Source organism: Spirosoma sordidisoli (assembly GCF_004138325.1).
Classification (GTDB): domain Bacteria; phylum Bacteroidota; class Bacteroidia; order Cytophagales; family Spirosomataceae; genus Spirosoma; species Spirosoma sordidisoli.
In genome coordinates, this window is sequence record NZ_SBLB01000001.1 from 234,239 (window position 1) to 252,476 (window position 18,238).

Consider the following 18,238-nt stretch of genomic DNA (forward strand, 5'->3'; position numbering starts at 1 on the left):
AGGTTGTTAGGTTAATCCAGCACTACGACGATGTCGCGTGTGCCGCTTTTCGGGCATTGAATTTCTTTTTCGTACGTCTTGCCTTTCAGCTGGGTTACCAGCTTGTAGGTACCGTAGAAGCCCCGGTAGCTGGCTCCGTTTGCAGTTGGTTTTACGGTCAGGTTCGTGCGCCACTCCTTATTGATCAGCCGGTCGAGTACGTCGTAAACCGGCTTTTTGGTAAAGTCCCGGTTCAGCAGCCCGCCTTTCCATTTGTCTTCGCCGGGAATTACGCTGCCATCGGCCCGGATCCCGGCCGGGGCCGCGGTGCCGTCGACCAGATTCCACCAGATAATGGCTTCTACTTTTGGGTGGCTGAACCACAGTTTATAGTAGTTCTCGGCCATGACCGCCTGGTAATCAGGGCCTTTATCCGATAGCGCCGAAACCGTAATCTCGGTGATGTGCAGCGGCAGGTTAAAGTCGGAATACAGGTCGAGTGTGTTGAATAAGGTAGTGGGAGTCATCTCTTTGCCCTTCACAATCTGTTCGTATTCCGGCTCGCTGAAGTTGTGAAACTGCAGGCCGATGGCGTTGATCTTCGCGTTACGGCGCAGCAGACTTTCGGTGAGCAGATAATCGGCGCTGTACTCGCGTTTGTTGCTCCGCTTCCAGATAGCGGTCGTGAAGTTGAGGGTAAAGACATTGCTGTTCGGAAATACCCGTTCACTCTCTTTAAAGGCCTTGAACGCAAAATCTTTGGGCATCAGCACGTCGGCATGCCGGTCGGTCACTTCGTTGACAACGTCCCAAATCTGAATCTCGTGGCCATACCGTTGCGCAATCTGCTCGATGCGTTTGCTGATTTTCTGCTCCATGATTTTCTCATCCTTCGGGAGCCAGGTCGGTATGGACCAGCGCGGATTATCCCAAACGAGGGTATGGCCTTTGGGGGTAATGGCATGCTTCCGCGCAAACTCCATCACCAGGTCGGGAGCCGGTCGGCGGTAGCTGTAGGGGCTGTCTTTGTCGAAACGCAGCTTGCCGGGTTCGGGCTCCAGCTCGGGCCAGTAGAACGGAATAGTGACGAAATTGAACAGCCGGGCAAAGTGTTCTTCGTACAGCGCATCCTCCTTCGGATTCTTGAACCCTTTGACCATAAAACCATTGGCACCGAAGTGAAAATCGTGGCGGGTTTGGGTCAAGGAGACATCGCCCGGCGAAACCGGATTTCCGTCCTTATCCGTAAACCGCACCGTAAAGTTTCCCATACGATGTTCGCGAATACCGTCGGCAATACGCTGCTGCACGGCGGGACTGGCCCACTGGTTTTTGTAGTCGTCAGACAGCTGAGCCGACAACGGCAGTGCCGACAGCGTCAGACAGGTGGCAAAGACAAGTTGTTTCATACTTAGGGTAGTAGCCTGCCAGTTGGCTGGCAGGTTCGTTAGAAAAGAGGTTAATGCTGGCTGGCCTATTTAGCTGTTTTTAGTGATCCTTTGAATCCGAGATGCACCCGCGCAAGCCAGGGGTAGGTATTAGTAGCCCCCGCGTTGCCGGTTACGACCCTGACCGCAACCGTACCGTGGGGTAATGCCGGTACGGTATAGATATACTTGTCAATCGAATTATCCTTGTTGCCGGAAATCTGGCTGGGGTAGGCGGTTCGGTGGGTTTTATGCAGCACCCCCTCGGGCAGTGCGGTCCAGGATGAGCTATCGGTCGAGTAAAACAGACTAACGGCATCTACCTTGTCGCTGAAAGCGATCACCTCAATCCAGCTCAGCGTATCGGCGCGGTACACCAGTTCGCCCGATTCACTACCGACGACCCGCTCCGCCTGAAAAAAATCTTCTTCGGTTTGCCGGAGCCGGGGCCATGTCTCCTGGCTGATCCGCAGATTGTCGGAATGCGATGCGGTCAGTGAGAAGTCTTTCAGGTTATCCATCACCATGCGGGATGTGGGCACTACTGGTCCGATTATATTCGATGCGGGCGATATACCAGCCTCGTTTTTACCTTTAATTCGGTAGTAATAGGCCTTTCCGGGAATGGCGCTGGCATCGGTGAACAACGGATAGAAATAAAGATGATAGCTGATGTCCAGATCAGTTCGGATCACCTGCCAGGGCCCTTTTGCCGAACTGGCTCTTTCGACGATATAGTATCTCGCGCCGGGCGAAACGCGCCATTTTAAGGCGACGGCATCGCTTCGTAAACTGGGAAACAGGTAGGGAGCATCCGTCGGCGCAGGCAGGGCGGGTAGCTGCTTTCCCCGGATTTTATAGCCATACGCCCGGACCAACATCAGATTTTCGCGTTCCTTGAAATAGTCGCCACTGTCGAATCCGGGCCAGCGGCTGCCGCCCCAGGAATAGGAATGAAACAGCGCATGGCCACCAATGCCGCCATTATACTGCGGTTTCATCAGGCTCCAAAGCAGCGCCCCGCTGGTGCCCGTGTTGCAAACCGCTTCCAGAACGTCTTTGAACCCCTCGAAGCGCTGAAACTCGTCGATAATCAGCGGGCGTTTACCCTGGCATTCGTTCCAGAGTTCGGCGACCGTGTTCCGATAATTGGGGTATTGCCGGGTTTTGACGATGTCGATGTTGGTATTATTGGCCAGCACATCCGTCACGATGTCGTTCATCTGCTGCACCCCGTTGGCCCGACGCGGATCGGCAATCAGATGGTTGGGGTCAATACTCTTCAGATAGCCGGCCATTTCGGCGATCCAGGCGCTCTGGTTGTTCGGCACCTCGTTGCCAAATTCCCAGGCCAGTATAGCCTTGTCGTTTTTATATGATACGCCCGTAAACCGATTTTTCCGACTGACAACAGTCTGTAGCAACTCCTTAAAGCCGGCTTTAACAGCCGCTGACTGGTAGTAGTCGCCCCCGCCGTAGAGCTTGCTGAACGCAGCTGTTCCGCCCCAGTATCTGTTTTCTTTGACCAGGCAGAGAATGACCCGGATGTTATACTTATTACACAATTCCAGCATTTTATCGATGCGCCGAAATGCCGTTTCGTTATAGGTATGCGGACCCGAAACCAGGGCTTCAAATTCGCCCGAGCCATCGTTAACCGTGATTCCCCAGGTGCGGATGACGGTAACCCCCATCTGGGCCATATCCTTAAAATGGGCTTCCATCTCAAAGGAGAGCTCTACCGGATCATAGACATACCCACTGGCCGGGTTGGTATGTTTATAGCCGTCATAATGCCCGTTGATGGTTGGTGTGTTTACCGATATGAACCTGAACACCTGGTTACCGTCCTTTAGCCGGTCGCCATCTCTGGTAATGAAATGTGTAAAGGCATTCGCGCGTGGCTGGATGGCCAGTACCAGAATCACAACGATACTCAGAACGATTGTTCTCAACATAACTTGATCAATCAAAGAGGGGTACAAATCAGGTAGCCGATAAGGTCAGCTACCTGACGGGATCATACCTAAACATTGTCAATCAATAGCCTGGGTTCTGGTCTTTGGCGGGGTCCAGCGCCGTATTAAAGTTCAGCTCACCCACGGGAATGGGCCAGAACAGGTGCTTGTCGGCCACGTCTTTACCCGTAGCGGCCTTGATGCGGGCTTTCAGTTCGGCGGTGCCCAGGCGTTTGAGGTCGAGCCAGCGTTTGGCTTCGTACTGGGTTTCGTACCCCCGTTCCTGAATGACCAGATTGGCAAACGAAGTAGCGTTGTAATCGGCCAGTTTGAAGTCGACGGCCGAGGCTACGGTGGGCGGCTGACCATAGGCCCGGCGGTGTACCTGATTCAGCGCGTCGAGGGCGGCAGCGGTAGGTCCGTTACCAGCCCGGCTGGCGGCTTCGGCATAGAGCAGCAGGATGTCCGCATAGCGATAGATCGGAAAGTCGTTACCGGCCGCATCATTACCCGGCGCCAGGGGATCGGCAAATTTTTTGCAGAGGAACGAGTTGGCTCCCAGACCGATATTCCAGCTGTACCAGTTGTAGCCCTTGCGCAGATCGGCATTATCCCAGTTTTTAAAGACGGAGTTGGCCTGCGCGTCGGTATAGTGAGCGAAGAACCCACCGGCTCCGTGGAGACGGGAACCCGGATGATGGGCAAACATGGCCAAGTATTGCCCCTGACCGGCCTGCCGGGTCATTTTCAGGTACCAGATTTCTTCGGTCGTCGATACAACGGTGGGGCCAAACACTTTGTCGAAGTCGTTGGCCACCGTAACGGGCACCAGCGAAAACAGCTTCGACTGGATAATCTCGTTGGCTTTATCCCGCGCTTCGGCATACTGGTTCCGGTAGAAATAGACCTCCGCCAGCGCGGCCTTGGCGGCCCACTTGGTGGCCCGGCCTACCTGCGCGCCTTTGTCGGGCAATACCGTTTCGGCTTCTTTCAGATCGGCCAGAATCAGCGTGTAGACCTCCTCGGCCGTCGATCGTTTTATGTTCGGCTCATTGAGCGTGGCTTCGGTACGGATTGGCACCCCACCCCAGTTACGCACGAGCCAGAAATAGCTGAACGCGCGGAGAAATTTGGCTTCGGCTACGTAGCGGGCCACGTCGGCCTGGCTGATCGACGATCCTTTGGGCGCGTTCTGAATAACCAGATTAGCATTGCGGATGGTCAGGTAAAAAAGGGTCCAGCCGGCATCGGTACGGGGAATATTGGTACTGTTGAGCCCCTGAAAATCGCTCAGGACCTGATAGCTCCCGCGTCCGTAGCTATAATCGGTATAGGCTTCCAGCTGCGCGCCCAGCTGACCGCTGATGTTGTTGGGGGCCCGAAGCTGGGCGTAAGCCGCGTTGACGGCCGCTTCTACCTCGCCGGCGGTATTGTAAAATGTTTCGACCGCTACCGCCTTCGGCGATTCCTGCAGTACCTCCTCGCAGGCTGTAAAGACAACAACGGCGAGTGATAGCGCGACTATGTGAATGAGAGATTTCATCGGATTGATAACATGAAGAGTAAGGGTCAAACTCATTAAAATCCTACGCGCAGGCCGAACGTAACGGCTTTGGAGGTCGGGTAGCTGTAGTGATCGATACCCTGACCGATGGAGTTGGCACCACCCTGCGAGTTTGTCTCGGGGTCCCACCAGGAATACCTGGTGAAGGTGAGCAGGTTCTGGCCGCTGGCGTAAATCTGCGCGTTCCGCATCCAGCTGACGCCCCACTGCTGCAGGGGCAGGTTATAGGCGAGCTGAATGTTACGCAGGCGCAGAAACGAGCCATCTTCAACCAGCCGATTCGAGTAGTTATAGGTGTTGGAGCGGGAAATGACCGGGTACTTGGCATTGGGCTGGTCGGGCGTCCAGTGATTGGTAAAAACCTCTCTTGGCATATTCAGCCCGAATCCGTAGTCGAGGGTGTTATTGATCGAGCTGACGTTCAGCAGATCGTTCCCCTGAGATCCCTGCCAGAACATGGTCAGCTCCAGGCCTTTGAACGACATGGTGGAGTTAAGCCCGTAGATAAAGTCCGGGTTCGGATTACCAATGATGGCTTTGTCGAGCTGGTTAATGACCTTGTCGCCGTTCAGATCCTGATAAACGACCCGCCCCTGCTCGTTATAGCCATTTTCGAGGTAGCCAAAAAAGACGCTCATCGGCTGGCCCTCGCGCAGCAGGTTAGCCGCGTCGCTGATCAGCGTTACACCCACGTTGCCACCCAGAATGTCTTTGCCGCCGTACAGTTTAATGACTCTATTCCGGTTGAAGGCAATGTTGCCGCTCAGGTCCCACTTGAAGGCTTTGTCGATCACCCGCGCGTCGAGGGCCACTTCCAGCCCTTTGTTCTGGATTTCGCCCACGTTCTGGATGGTGCTGGTAAACCCAAAACCGACCGGCAGTTGTACGGTATTAAGCAGATCGTAGGTATTCTTGATGTAATAATCGAGCGTAAGCCGGTAGCGGTTGTTAAGGAACCCGGCGTCGATTCCGAAGTCCGTTTGCTCGGTGGTTTCCCATTTCAGGTTACCGGGCAGTACAGTGCCGGGCGCAAAGGTGTTGTAGAGCGCGTCGTCGAATACGGTCTTGCCGGCCAGGAGGTTGTTTAGCGTCGCATAGGGGTTGATCGCCTGACTGCCGGTACGGCCCCAGCTGGCTCTCACCTTCAGGTCGCTGATGTAGGCCGAACTCTTCAGAAAATCTTCTTCCGACACCCGCCAGGCCAGCGCGCCCGATGGGAAGTACCCCCATTTGTTCCCTTCGCTGTAGCGGGACGAGCCGTCGGCCCGGAAACTGGCCGTCAGCAGGTATTTGTTATCGTAACTGTAGTTGACCCGGCCCAGGTACGACAGCAGGGTGGCGAACGAATAACCCGAACTTGGAATACCGGGCGTATTGGCCGAGCCCAGATTAGCGGTTTCGGTAACGTTGCTCAGAAAGCCATTTCCCGACCCGCCCAGCGAGGTATTCAGGAAGTCCTGATAGGTCAGCCCCACAACGGCCGAAATGCTGTGTTTCTGGGCCAGCGTCTTGATGTAGCTGATTGTATTTTCGCTCAGCAGGCTGGTGCCGCGCGTACTCGACACACTGGCGCTCCCCTGCGAGTTGATAAACTGGGTAGAGGTGTAAAAATCAGACCGGTCGTCGCTGTTTTCGATCCCGCCCGACAGTTTGATCGATAACCCATCGACGGGCTTGAACGTCAGGGCTGCGTTGGCCAGCACCCGGTTGGCGTCGATCCGGTCAGTTTGCTGGTAGATGTAATTGAGCGGGTTGATCAGCACGTTCGAGATGAACGGATAGGCCGTAGCCAGCACCCGGTAGGTGCCATCATCGTTGTAGGGGGTGAGCGTAGGTGGAGCCGATATAGCCGCCGAAATCAGCGAGCCACCCCGGTTGCCGCCCCCGTTGTTTTGCCGGCTGGTCTGGATTTTAGTCAGGGTAGCGCCGTAGGTCAGGTTAAACTTCTTGCTGATATCAGACGTGACATTGGCCCGGAGCGAGTAGCGTTTGTAATCACTGTTGATCAGGATACCGTCCTGATTGAAGATGCTGCCACCGACCGAAAACCGGGTCTTCTCATTCCCCCCGCTGACGGTCAGGTTGTGCGTTTGCATGGGCGCTTTCCGGAAGATCAGGTTCTGCCAGTCGAACCCCTCACCAAACGAGTCGATCTGCGCCTGGGTAAAGTACGGAGCCAGCCTGTCGTTGGCGGCCTGCTCGTTATAAAAGGTAGCGTACTCCCTGGCGTTCATCAGGTCCAGCTTTTTACGCAGGCTCTGCACGCTGTAACTCCCTTCGTAGTCTACCCGCATCTGCCCGGCCTTTCCCTGCCGGGTGGTGATCAGTACGACGCCGTTTGCCCCACGCGATCCGTAAATGGCCGTGGCCGAGGCATCTTTCAGGATTTCGATGCTTTCGATATCGCTGTTGTTCAGAACGGTTGGGTTGCTGCCCGAGGTCGGGAACCCGTCGATTACGTACAGCGGCTCATTGCTGCCCTGCACCGAGTTGGTGCCCCGAATGCGCACGCTGACCGCAGCGCCCGGAGCGCCGGTATTCTGAATAACCTGCACCCCCGGTGCCCGCCCCGACAGCGCCTGCAGCACGTTGGTGGCCGGAAAGGCGTTGATGTCCTTTGCCTTCACGGAAGCCAGCGAACCCGTCAGATCCGACTTTCTCACCGTTCCATAACCCACGACGACCACCTCGTTGAGCGACTTGTTATCTTCCTCCAGAGAAACATCCAGCTGCGTACGGCCGCCAACTTCCACCCGCTGGGTTACGTAGCCGATATAGGAGAAAACCACCGTGCTGTTCCCCGAAGGCAGGTTCAGCCGGTACGTGCCATTCGCATCGGTACTGGTGCCGGTGTTTGTTCCTTCAACGGAGACGTTCACCCCAGGAAGCGCAACACGGGAGTCGCCCGTAACGACCTTACCCGTCAGGGTAATGGACTGGCTCTGGACTGCTACTGAGACGAGGGAGAGTAACCCCATCAGTACCAGGCATTGTAGTTTTGATTGCATAGGGTTTAGTTATTTTTATATTATAAAATTTAATACCATAATGATAAGCAAATAAAATTACTCTTTCCCCTTTCTCAAAGTGTTCAGTCATATTTTTTTTTATATATTCTTGGAAATAGCCAAGAAACAAAAAAAACGCCCACTGTAAGGAGCGGGCGTTTGGCGTAGTTTTTCGGTTATTTATGGGACGGTAAAGGCCGCTGACCGTTTAGGCCAGTCTGGCAGATATGCGGTTGGCGGTGTTACGCAGTTCCTGAACGACCCGCGCTTTATCGGTAACCATGTATCGATATTCGGGCATGTATATGCTCAGACTCGCCACCACCCGATCCGCCTTCCGAACCGGCACTGCCAGCCCTACCACCTGTCGTCCGGTGGTGGTCTGGATAGCCAGTTCTTCACGCCTGATCAGGTCGATGGCCTGTTGAAACTGGCCGGGACTGGCGGCTTCGGTCCAGATATCTGCCGTGGGTAATCCGTACCGGGCTGTATACTTTACTAGTTCGGCGTCGGTATGAAAAGCCAGCAATAGACGGCCTGATGCCGTATTATAAGCATCTTTCTGATCGGGTGTGCGTACCTGCAGATCGTGTTCGGAGAACGTACGGAGCAGGACGATCCGCTGATTTCCTTTCAGGGCGGCCAGTAAGGTGTTCTCGTTGAGGAGCGTCGTAAGCCGGTCCATCTCGTCGGTAGCGGCTTCAACGATGTCTTTCCGGTAATTATCGTTTCCGGTCAGCGCATAGGCCTTGGCTCCTAGTATATACCCTTTCTTGGCACCGATCTGTTCGATGAAATCACGGCTGACCAGCGTTTTCAGAATGTTGGCGCAGGTACCGTGATTTAGTCCAACGGCATCGGCTATATCCCCCAGTGCTTTGGGCTTATCGGGGTCCTGGGCGATATACTCGACAATATCAATGGCCCGGTTGATAACCTGAATCATATTTAATTTTACATTATAAAACAAAGCTAACGACAACAGTGAATATGTCAATAGGCAACCCGTGTTTTTATCCCCGAATCTATCCACCGCTTTTCATTGACGGTCTCCGTACCGTCCTGTAACGCGCGCGGCCCTTTCGGGATGTCGTAACCGGGCAGCTACCCGATCCTGACAGTACCCTCAACAAAAAAATCCGCGAAGATCGTCTCCGCGGATTCTTGTTAACCCAACAAGTACGGGTCTATTCGACCACCACACCCATGTTGCAGAATTTCTCGATTCGCTGTTCGATACGGATCTGGGGATCCAGGGCGTTCAGTTCGGCCAGCGTGTCCAGAATCACCGTTTTGAGTTGGCTGGCCATTTCAGAATGATCGTTATGAGCACCACCCAGGGGTTCGTCCACAATACCGTCGACGAGCTGGGCGGCCTGCATATCGCGGGCCGTTAGTTTGAGGGCTTCGGCAGCCTGCTCCTTGAAATTCCAGCTACGCCACAGGATCGATGAGCACGATTCGGGCGAAATAACCGAATACCAGGTATTCTCGAGCATCAGCACCCGATCACCGATGGCAATACCCAGGGCGCCCCCCGAGGCTCCTTCGCCAATGATGATGCAGATGACAGGTACCGTAAGCATGAACATCTCTTTCAGGTTCCGGGCAATGGCTTCACCCTGTCCGCGCTCCTCGGCTTCGAGGCCCGGAAAAGCCCCCGGCGTGTCGATGAGCGTGATGATAGGCTTATTGAATTTCTCGGCGAGTTTCATCAGCCGCAGGGCTTTCCGGTATCCTTCGGGGTTAGCCATACCGAAGTTGCGCTGTTGCCGCTGCTTGGTATTACGCCCTTTCTGCTGCCCGATAACCATAACGGTCTGACCGCCAAGTTCACAAAAACCACCCACCATGGCCGGATCGTCGCGCACCGTGCGGTCGCCGTGCAGTTCGATGAACTGATCGCACATGAGTGAGATGTAATCGAGCGTATAGGGCCGGTCCGGGTGGCGCGAGAGCTGTACGCGCTGCCAGCGGGTCAGGTTCTGGAAAATTTCCTGGCGCAGTTTGTCGATGCTCTGCTCCAGTACGTGTACCGCTTCGCTGACATTGACGTTACTGGTCTGGGCTAACCGTTTGGTTTCTTCCAGCCGGGATTCAAGGTCGGCAATCGGTTTTTCAAAGTCGAGGTACGTTCTCATCGTTACTAGGTGATGAGCAATGGGCGATGAACGGCATACGATCATCACGCATCGCTCATAAATCAAAAGTTTCTCCTTTCTTGGGGATAACAACCTGGGGGTAGCCGGTTTCGGCGAGGGTATCACGGAAAGCTTCCATGCTATCGAACTCGCCATGGACCAGAAAAATACGTTTGAGCGTTTCGGGCGACTGCATACTGACGAAATTCAGCAGATCGTCGCGGTCGCCGTGGCCGCTGAAAACGTCGACTTTTTCGATATTGGCCAGCACCTGATGGTCTTTCCCTTTAATACTTAGGGTTTGCTGTCCGTTCAGGAGTCGCCATCCGAGCGTCCCTTCGGCACAATAGCCTATGATCAGGATAGTCGAGTACGGATTGCTGATGTTTTCGGCCACGTGGTATTCAACCCGACCACCCTGTACCATGCCTGACGACGAGATGATGATGCAGGGTTCACCAAAGTTCGACACGGCTTTGCTGGCTTTGGAAGACTCCAGAAACTGAAAATTCTGAAAATCGAACAGAGCCTCGTTCTCTTTATAAAACGCCTTGGCCTCCCCGCTCAGCATCTTGACATGCTGCAGGTAGATTTTGGAACTCTCGAACGCCATGGGGCTGTCGGAGAACACCCTGATGGGCGGGAAGTCACGTTCGGTATAGAGCCGGTTCAGGGTGTACAGCAGCGCCTGCGTACGGCCTACGCTGAACGACGGAATGATCAGCCGGCCCGGAATATCGATGCAGGTCCGCTGAATAACGTCGGCCAGCGCGTCTTCGGGACTCATGTGGTTCTCGTGGAGCCGGTTCCCGTAGGTACTTTCGCAGATGAGGTAATCGACGGGCGGCACCGGTGCCGGATCGACCAGCAGCGGGTAGTTTTTGCGGCCAATATCGCCCGAAAAACAGATGCTTTTCTGCTCGCCGTTTTCGACTACGTTGATGACGATATGAGCCGCTCCCAGCAGGTGGCCAGCCGGAATAAATGTCACATCGATGCCATCGGTCAGCCGGAATTTGCGGTTGAAGGCAATGGGAACTACATTTTCCATGGCCTCCCGTACCTGCCGGTCCAGGAAGAGATCTTTCTGCATCTGCGCCTGCCGATCTTTGACGCGCTGTTTCTTACTGGCGTTCAGCTCGTTGATTCGCTTTTGATTGAGCGAAGCCGCATCTTTCAGCAAGACGTTGGTCAGGGCAAACGTCGGTTCGGTACAGAGGATCTGTCCTTCATAACCTTCGCGAAACAGATTGGGCAGATTACCGGAATGGTCTACGTGTGCGTGGGTCAGCAACACGACGTTAATACTCGAAGCCTCAAACGGGAAGAAACCTGTTTGCGGAGTGATTGGGGCAGCCTGGCCGTTGGTTTTCGACCGTTCAAGATCAGACCCACAGTCAACCAGGATGCGGTAGTCGTCTATCTCCAGCAGATACATACTGCCGGTAACCTGCCGGGCCGCCCCCAGAAACGATACTTTCATGCGTACAGCGTTAGCTAATCAATGTCGTTGATTCAATGCTTCGGAAAAGGTGATTTTGACACAAGTTGGGTGGCGCGAAATCCGTAAGTTTGCAAAGCTACAAAATCAGGGGCGATTCCCCTAACCGCACGGAAACCTACAGTATGTACCCATTGCGACGCCGTTTAGTTCGATTATCCCCCTCTCTGTTGTTTTTTATCGTCGTCTGGTTTCCTGCGTTTGCGGTCCGGGCCGGTATGGATGGGCAACCGTCGTCACCGCCCGATTCGCTGGCAACCCAGCGGCTCCTTCGTCAGATCGAGTCGTTTCAGGCGGGTCCCGCTGTCCGGTACGGTACGGTGGCGCTTTCGGTCAGGCGGGTACGCGACGGCGAAGAACGAATTGGCTACAACGCCCGGCTGAGCATGCCCTCAGCCTCTACGCTCAAACTCATCACCACGGCCACGGCCCTGGCGGTGCTGGGTCCGAACTATACCTATACCACTACCCTCGAGTACGACGGCTCCATTAAAGACAGTATACTGACGGGTAACCTCTACATCCGGGGAACCGGGGATCCGTCGCTGGGCAGCTGGCGTTTTCCCGCCTACTATGATCTATCGGCGCTGCTCAAGAGCTGGTCCGAAGCCGTACGGGCGGCCGGCATCCGCCAGATTCAGGGACTTGTGGTGGGCGATGCCAGCCTCTACTCGGACCTCACTACGCCGGGTACCTGGCCCTTCGGCGACCTCGGCAACTACTACGGGGCCGGGCTGAGCGCCCTCAACATCAACGAGAACCTGTACCGCATCTTTTTCCGGCCGGGCAAATCGGTAGGCGCTCCTACCAGCGTACTACGCACCGACCCACTCGTGCCCTACCTGACTTTCCAGAACACCGTCACGACCGACGCGGCCAAAACCGGCGACCAGGTCAATATCGTGGGCGCTCCGTTTCTGAACCTGCAGTGGCTTACCGGTAAGGTACCCATGGGCGAACCGGCCAACGAGTTCAGCGTAAAAGGGGCCCTGCCCGACCCGGCTTATTTTGCCGCCCACGCGCTTCGGCAACAACTAGTGCAGGACAACGTTCTGGTACCGAATCTGCCCGTATCGATTGGTGGTGGCCAGTCGACTACCGTCGTAGCATCCGGCACGCGCGTAGTCATCAACCAGCACCGGTCACCCACGCTGGCCGAACTGGCGCAGCAAACCAACTACCAGAGCATCAACCTCTACGCCGAAGCCCTGATCCGAACCGCCACGCGCCAACTCGACAAAACCGTCGGCACAACCGACGCCAGTGTGGACGCGCTAACGGCATTCTGGCAGAAAAAAGGGGTTAACCTCGATGGGTTCCGTATTCACGACGGCAGCGGCCTGTCTACCACCGGTGCCCTCACGGCCGACAACATGACGGGTATCCTGAGCGCCATGGCGCGGGAGCCTTCGTTCTCCGCTTTCTACGAAACCATTCCGGTAGTCGGACAGACCGGCACCGTGCGTTCGCTGGCCCGGGGTACGGCCGCAGCCGGTAACATTCGGGCCAAGAGCGGGTCGATTGAAGGCGTCAGAGCCTACGCCGGGTACTTTACCGCTACCGACGGCGAGCGTATGTCGTTCTGCGTACTGGTCAATAAGTTTACCCCCGGCCAGAACCGCGCGGTAACCACCGAACTGGAAACGATTTTTCTGGGACTGGTTGGGCTGGCCGGTAACTAGACTGTTACCGCTTCCCTATCGATAGCCGACCCGGTGTAATTCGTATTTTATCAATTCACCAGAAGCCCTTCCGGTTTTGTGAAACAGCTCACAAACCGGAAGGGCTATTGGTTACAGGAAGCGCTACCGGGTTTGGCAGCAGCCAGACAGCTTACTAGATAATTATCAATAACCCGGATTCTGCGGGAACGTGGCGGGGTTGTTATACACGTCGATTTCAGCCTGCGGAATGGGGTAGATGAGCCGGTTGGCAGGCACCGTAATGCCGGTTACCTTGATGGCCTCTACGGCCCGACCCGTCCGGATCAGGTCGAACCAACGGTCCGACTCCAGCGCCAGCTCCAGCCGTCGTTCGTTGATAACAGCATCGCGGAAAGCCGCCTGGCTGGCGAGTTGCGCGGGCGTATACGGCTCTATGCCGGCCCGGCTCCGCACCTGGTTGAGCGACCGGAATGCATCGCCGTCGGGCTGGTAGCCCACCTCGTTCAGCGCTTCGGCATAGAGCAGCAGCACATCGGCAAAGCGCAATACCGGAAAATCGTTACCTACGTCATTCGTTGCCGATACCTCGTCGTAAAACTTGCGGGGTACCACGTTGACATTGCTCGGCACCGGCACCTGTACGGTCAGCGGCAGCCGTTTGTCGCCAGCCGGGTAAGCCGACCGCAGCGATTTTTCGATGTTGTCGCCGATGTTGGTCCCGAACCAGAGCGCGTGGCCTTCCGACACCCCGCCTACCCCTTTCCGGAACTTGATGGCGAATACAATCTCGGCGTTGTTTTTGTTGTTCACCGCAAACACGTCGGCAACGTTAGCCAGCAGCCGATACGGACCACTGGTCACTACCTCGCGCAGGATTGGTACGGCCTGGCTGTATTTCTTCTCGGTAACCAGTACCTTTCCCAGCAACGCCCGCGCAGCCCCCGCCGTAGCCCGACCCACATCAGCACCGGTATAACTGACGGGCAGGTTTGCAACCGCATCGGTCAGGTCTTTTTCGATAGCCGCGTACACATCCGTTACCTCATTACGAACATACGAACGCGAGTCGGCTGTAGTACCGGCCGTCAACACCAGCGGCACCCGTCCCCACAACCGCACCAGGTTGAAGTACGATAGTGCCCGGATAAACTGGGCTTCTCCCCGGTAACGGGCTTTCAGACCCGCGTCGATACTGACCGCGTCGATCTTGTCCAGGATCAGATTAGTTCGGTTGATACCGGTATAGAGACTCCCCCAGGTATCGCGCAGAACGGTGTTGGTAGTAGGCTCGATGAACCGGTCGATGTTATACCGCAGACCCGCGTTCGACGATGGGTCGTTATCCAGCACATTGTCGCTGCGGGCTTCTACGATCGTGTTAAAATCACCACCGTACTGGTTGGACGATTGCAGGGCGTCATAGGCTCCATTGACGGCGTTGTTGAAGTCATTGGCGGTCTGGTAAAAATTATCGACGTTGGGCTGCGACTGTGGTTTCAGGTCCAGAAAATCGCTCCGGCAGGCAGCCAGACCAAGCACAAAAAGGGTGGCCATAGCCGTTTGATGACCGAAAGCGCGAACAAACGAATTGGTTTTCATGATGACTACGGGGGTTAGAAGCTGAGGTTAAGGCCAACGGAAGTAGTACGGGCCAGGGGATACGTACCATAATCCTCACCAGCCGACAGGGCGTTATCGGGGCGGGCGCTCACCTCGGGGTTATACCCAATGTATTTCGTGAACGTGAACGGGTTCTGGGTGGTAACATATAGCCGGGCCCGGTTCAGGTGCAGCCGCTGGAGCAGCGCGGTGGGCAGCGTATAGCCCAGCGTGATGGTCCGAACCCGCACAAACGAGCCGTCTTCAATATGCCAGGTCGATATTTCGCCGTTAGAACCCGTTTGCAGGCGGTTGGCGCGGTTGTGCTGCCCGTCGCCCGGGTTAGCTTCCGACTGCCAGCGGTTCAGCGCCCCCCTGAACAGGTTGCCGTTTCCTTCCTGGTTGTAGATATACCGACGAATCAGGTTCAGGATTTTGTTTCCCTGGGTACCCTGCACCGTCACGCCCAGATCGAAACCGGCATAGGCGAAGGTATTGGTAAAGCCAAAGGTGTACTTGGGAAAATAGCTGCCCGTAACGGCCCGGTCGCTGCTGAAATCGATCCGGTTATCGCCGTTTACGTCAACGAAGCGAAAATCGCCGGGGCGGGTCGTGGTCGTATGCGGATAGGCGTCGATTTCGGCCTGGCTGTTAAATACGCCGTTGGTTTTCATGGTCCAGTACTGCCCGATGGGCTCACCAATGCGGGTAATGAACTGCGCGCCCGCTACCCCACCCGACACGATGATCGGATCGCCCGACGGACCAAGTGCCTTTACCCGGTTGCGGTTAGCCGCTATATTGGCACTGGCGTTCCAGCGAAACCCTCCGAACGACTGCTGCGTCCCCAGGGTCAGCTCAATCCCTTTGTTGTTCACCTTCCCAATATTTTGCAGCTCGGTGCTGAAGCCCGAAGCTCTGGGCACCGGCACGTTCAGCAACAGATCAGAGGTGTTGGCATCGTAATAATCGACGCTCAGGGTCAACCGGTTGCGGAAGAAACTGGCATCGACGCCAATATCGAGCATGGCCGTCTTTTCCCATTTGAGCTGGTCATTGGCCGAGTTACCCGGTGCCAGACCGCTAACGAGCGTTTCGGAGCCCAGGATGTAATTCTGGTAATTCAGCAGACTAACGGCCCCGTAGTTCGGTATCTGAAAATTACCCGTCAGGCCGTAGCTCGCGCGTAGTTTCAGATCACTGAGCCAGGTCGATGTTTTCAGGAACGGCTCCTGGGAAATGTTCCAGCCTGCCGATACGCTCGGAAAGTAGCCCCAGCGATTGGCGGCCCCGAAGCGCGAAGATCCGTCGGCCCGGACGGCGCCCGACAGCAGGTACTTTCCGTTATAATCGTACTGCACCCGCCCCAGGTACGACAGCAGTGACCACTCCTGAATATCGGAGCCCCCCGCCGACACCTGCCCGGCGTTGAGCGTCTGCACCAGGTCGTTGGGGAAGTTGGTGGCGGTCAGTTCGGTAGCGGTTCGGCGGTCTTTCTGAGCCGAAAAACCGGCCAGTGCCGACAGGTTATGCTGGCCGATGCTGCGGCTGTAGTTCAGCGTGTGTTCTACCAGCCAGTTGATGTAATTCTGCGTTCTGGAAAAACCGGTCGGTACAGACGCCCCTTTCCGATCGCGGATCTCGACGGTAGATGGGCGGTAATAGTCACGCTGGAAATTGTTGACATCCGCGCCGACATTGAGCCGGTACGAGAAGCCTTTCCCGATATCGTACTGCGCATAGGCGTTGCCGAGCAATCGGAGGTGCCCCAGCTTGTCCTTTATCTCATTGGCAACCGCCACCGGGTTCAAAATAGACGTAGCGCCGTAACCCCAGCCGTTGGCATCGAAGTTATACGTGCCATTCAGGTTGTACACCGGCCAGATCGGTGCTATCTGAACGGCTAAGCCAATGACCCCATCGGCCAGGTAAGGCCCTTCAGCCTTGATCAGATCGTGGTAGGAATAGGTAGGGTTGAAATTAAACCCCACCGACAACCGACCACTTTTTATATCGAGGTTGGCCCGGGCCGCGTACCGCTGGTAGCCCGAATTGATGACGATGCCGCGCTGATCGAGATAATTGCCCGAGACGTAATAGCGCACATTGGCATTGCCGCCGGAAATAGACAGGGTATGATTCTGAATGGGAGCCGTTCTGAAAATTTCGTCCTGCCAGTCGGTATTGGTCAGCCCAGGCTGGCCGCTCAGGTAGGGCACCACCTGGGGCGGAATCAGGGTGCTGGGTGCCCCTACTCCCCTGTTCCTGATCTCATTGCTGTCCGTAACCCGGCCCGTTGGATTCCGGTCCAGATAAGCATTGTTTTTCGCTTCCACGTTAAGGGTCGCGTATTCATAAGCGTTGAGCAGATCCAGCTTTTTCGATACCTGCTGGAACCCGACGAAACTATCGTAGTTGATGATAGTCTTGCCTTCGCGCCCCCGCTTCGTGGTGATCAGTACCACCCCGTTTGAGCCACGTGACCCGTAAATAGCTGCGGCCGAGGCATCTTTCAATACCTCGATACTCTCGATATCATCCGTGTTGATCGTACTCAACACATTGATCGGGTTGTCGGGAAACTGGGTACTCGTACTGCCCGTTGCAAACTTCGTATCCCGCGACAGCGGAACGCCGTCAATTACGTAAAGCGGATCGAGCCCGGCACTGATCGACCCGGTACCGCGTACCCGTACCTGCAGGGCCGCTCCCGGCGCGCCCGAGGTCTGGGTAACCTGAACGCCCGCAATCTTGGCCGCCAGCGCATTGTCGAAACTGACGACGGGCTGGTTAGCCAGGTCCCGGGCCCGCACTGACCCGATAGCGGTCGTCACGTCGCGCCGGTTTTGCACGCCATACCCAACCACCACAACCTCACTCAGCGCGTTATCGGCACTGCTGAGCTTCGCATCGACGACAGTTCGATTACCCACGGCTACCTCGAGCGGCTGATAACCGATAAACGAAAAAACCAGGGTTGAGGAGCCAGCGCTGGCCGGTACCGAAATCCGGTAGTTTCCCTGCGCATCGGTAGTAGCACCGGTATTGGTGCCCTTGATCTGAACCGTTGCTCCGGCCAGGGCTTCACCCGACCCGGCGTCCGTAACGGCTCCCGTAATCGTGGTTTGGGCCCAGCCGGTCGATAGGGTCAGAAGAAACCCGATCAGACCTATTGCTGATAACTTCCATCGGGAAGGTCTTTTTAATAGTAACGAATTCATCATACGCGAGAGACTGATTTAGGGGTGATTGACAACTGGGTGAATTACAGATTGGCTCCTCTTGGGGTTTGCCAATAGCGGACTGTATTGCAGAAGATCGGTCTACCCAGGCGTAGCATAGTTCACTACCCTCAGCAGGTGGCAGACAGCCATTGACGATACGATGGGTACCCGGC

Annotated in this window: 10 protein-coding genes; 1 reads left to right on the forward strand and 9 read right to left on the reverse strand. The window is 55.8% G+C overall.

Annotation, left to right across the window (positions count from 1 at the left end; genetic code table 11):
- Window positions 1-11 precede the first annotated feature (11 nt).
- From EQG79_RS01220 to EQG79_RS01250, 7 genes are all read right to left on the reverse strand, one after another.
- Complete coding sequence (locus EQG79_RS01220; protein WP_129599199.1) at window positions 12-1,388, reverse strand: endo-1,4-beta-xylanase; 1,377 nt, start codon at window positions 1,386-1,388, stop codon at window positions 12-14.
- A 65-nt stretch (window positions 1,389-1,453) separates the two neighbouring features.
- The gene (locus EQG79_RS01225; protein WP_129599204.1) at window positions 1,454-3,364 is read right to left on the reverse strand and encodes a glycoside hydrolase 5 family protein; all 1,911 of its coding nucleotides are present in this window, start codon (window positions 3,362-3,364) and stop codon (window positions 1,454-1,456) included.
- An 82-nt stretch (window positions 3,365-3,446) separates the two neighbouring features.
- Window positions 3,447-4,907, reverse strand: a complete 1,461-nt coding sequence (locus tag EQG79_RS01230) for a RagB/SusD family nutrient uptake outer membrane protein (protein ID WP_129599209.1) — start codon at window positions 4,905-4,907, stop codon at window positions 3,447-3,449.
- Window positions 4,908-4,942: 35 nt separating this feature from the next.
- The gene (locus tag EQG79_RS01235) at window positions 4,943-7,936 is read right to left on the reverse strand and encodes a SusC/RagA family TonB-linked outer membrane protein (RefSeq protein ID WP_129599214.1); all 2,994 of its coding nucleotides are present in this window, start codon (window positions 7,934-7,936) and stop codon (window positions 4,943-4,945) included.
- 208 nt (window positions 7,937-8,144) lie between these two features.
- A complete protein-coding gene (locus EQG79_RS01240; RefSeq protein ID WP_077919987.1) occupies window positions 8,145-8,882 on the reverse strand; it encodes an IclR family transcriptional regulator in 738 nt (245 codons plus the stop codon).
- Between the two features lie 241 nt (window positions 8,883-9,123).
- Window positions 9,124-10,077: an acetyl-CoA carboxylase carboxyltransferase subunit alpha gene (locus EQG79_RS01245; protein ID WP_077919988.1), complete on the reverse strand. Its 954-nt coding sequence runs from the start codon at window positions 10,075-10,077 to the stop codon at window positions 9,124-9,126.
- A 55-nt stretch (window positions 10,078-10,132) separates the two neighbouring features.
- Entirely contained in the window at window positions 10,133-11,560 is a 1,428-nt protein-coding gene (locus tag EQG79_RS01250; RefSeq protein ID WP_077919989.1) for an MBL fold metallo-hydrolase RNA specificity domain-containing protein, read from the reverse strand.
- 188 nt (window positions 11,561-11,748) lie between these two features.
- On the opposite strand from EQG79_RS01250, the gene dacB reads away from it, so the two are divergent.
- Window positions 11,749-13,260, forward strand: coding sequence for a D-alanyl-D-alanine carboxypeptidase/D-alanyl-D-alanine endopeptidase (gene dacB / locus EQG79_RS01255; RefSeq protein ID WP_449448560.1), 1,512 nt, complete (start codon window positions 11,749-11,751; stop codon window positions 13,258-13,260).
- 165 nt (window positions 13,261-13,425) lie between these two features.
- Here the strand turns inward: dacB and EQG79_RS01260 are convergent, their stop codons facing one another.
- Together EQG79_RS01260 and EQG79_RS01265 are read right to left on the reverse strand one after the other, a co-directional pair.
- Complete coding sequence (locus EQG79_RS01260) at window positions 13,426-14,841, reverse strand: RagB/SusD family nutrient uptake outer membrane protein (RefSeq protein ID WP_240699237.1); 1,416 nt, start codon at window positions 14,839-14,841, stop codon at window positions 13,426-13,428.
- Between the two features lie 14 nt (window positions 14,842-14,855).
- Entirely contained in the window at window positions 14,856-18,065 is a 3,210-nt protein-coding gene (locus tag EQG79_RS01265) for a SusC/RagA family TonB-linked outer membrane protein (RefSeq protein WP_170315637.1), read from the reverse strand.
- Between the last annotated feature and the right edge of the window lie 173 nt (window positions 18,066-18,238).

What these genes read in the sequence shown, in the direction of transcription:
- EQG79_RS01220 (WP_129599199.1), bottom strand. Translation starts at nt 1,388, where the DNA reads ATGAAACAACTTGTCTTTGCCACCTGTCTGACGCTGTCGGCACTGCCG.
- EQG79_RS01225 (WP_129599204.1), bottom strand. Translation starts at nt 3,364, where the DNA reads ATGTTGAGAACAATCGTTCTGAGTATCGTTGTGATTCTGGTACTGGCC.
- EQG79_RS01230 (WP_129599209.1), bottom strand. Translation starts at nt 4,907, where the DNA reads ATGAAATCTCTCATTCACATAGTCGCGCTATCACTCGCCGTTGTTGTC.
- EQG79_RS01235 (WP_129599214.1), bottom strand. Translation starts at nt 7,936, where the DNA reads ATGCAATCAAAACTACAATGCCTGGTACTGATGGGGTTACTCTCCCTC.
- EQG79_RS01240 (WP_077919987.1), bottom strand. Translation starts at nt 8,882, where the DNA reads ATGATTCAGGTTATCAACCGGGCCATTGATATTGTCGAGTATATCGCC.
- EQG79_RS01245 (WP_077919988.1), bottom strand. Translation starts at nt 10,077, where the DNA reads ATGAGAACGTACCTCGACTTTGAAAAACCGATTGCCGACCTTGAATCC.
- EQG79_RS01250 (WP_077919989.1), bottom strand. Translation starts at nt 11,560, where the DNA reads ATGAAAGTATCGTTTCTGGGGGCGGCCCGGCAGGTTACCGGCAGTATG.
- EQG79_RS01260 (WP_240699237.1), bottom strand. Translation starts at nt 14,841, where the DNA reads ATGAAAACCAATTCGTTTGTTCGCGCTTTCGGTCATCAAACGGCTATG.
- EQG79_RS01265 (WP_170315637.1), bottom strand. Translation starts at nt 18,065, where the DNA reads ATGATGAATTCGTTACTATTAAAAAGACCTTCCCGATGGAAGTTATCA.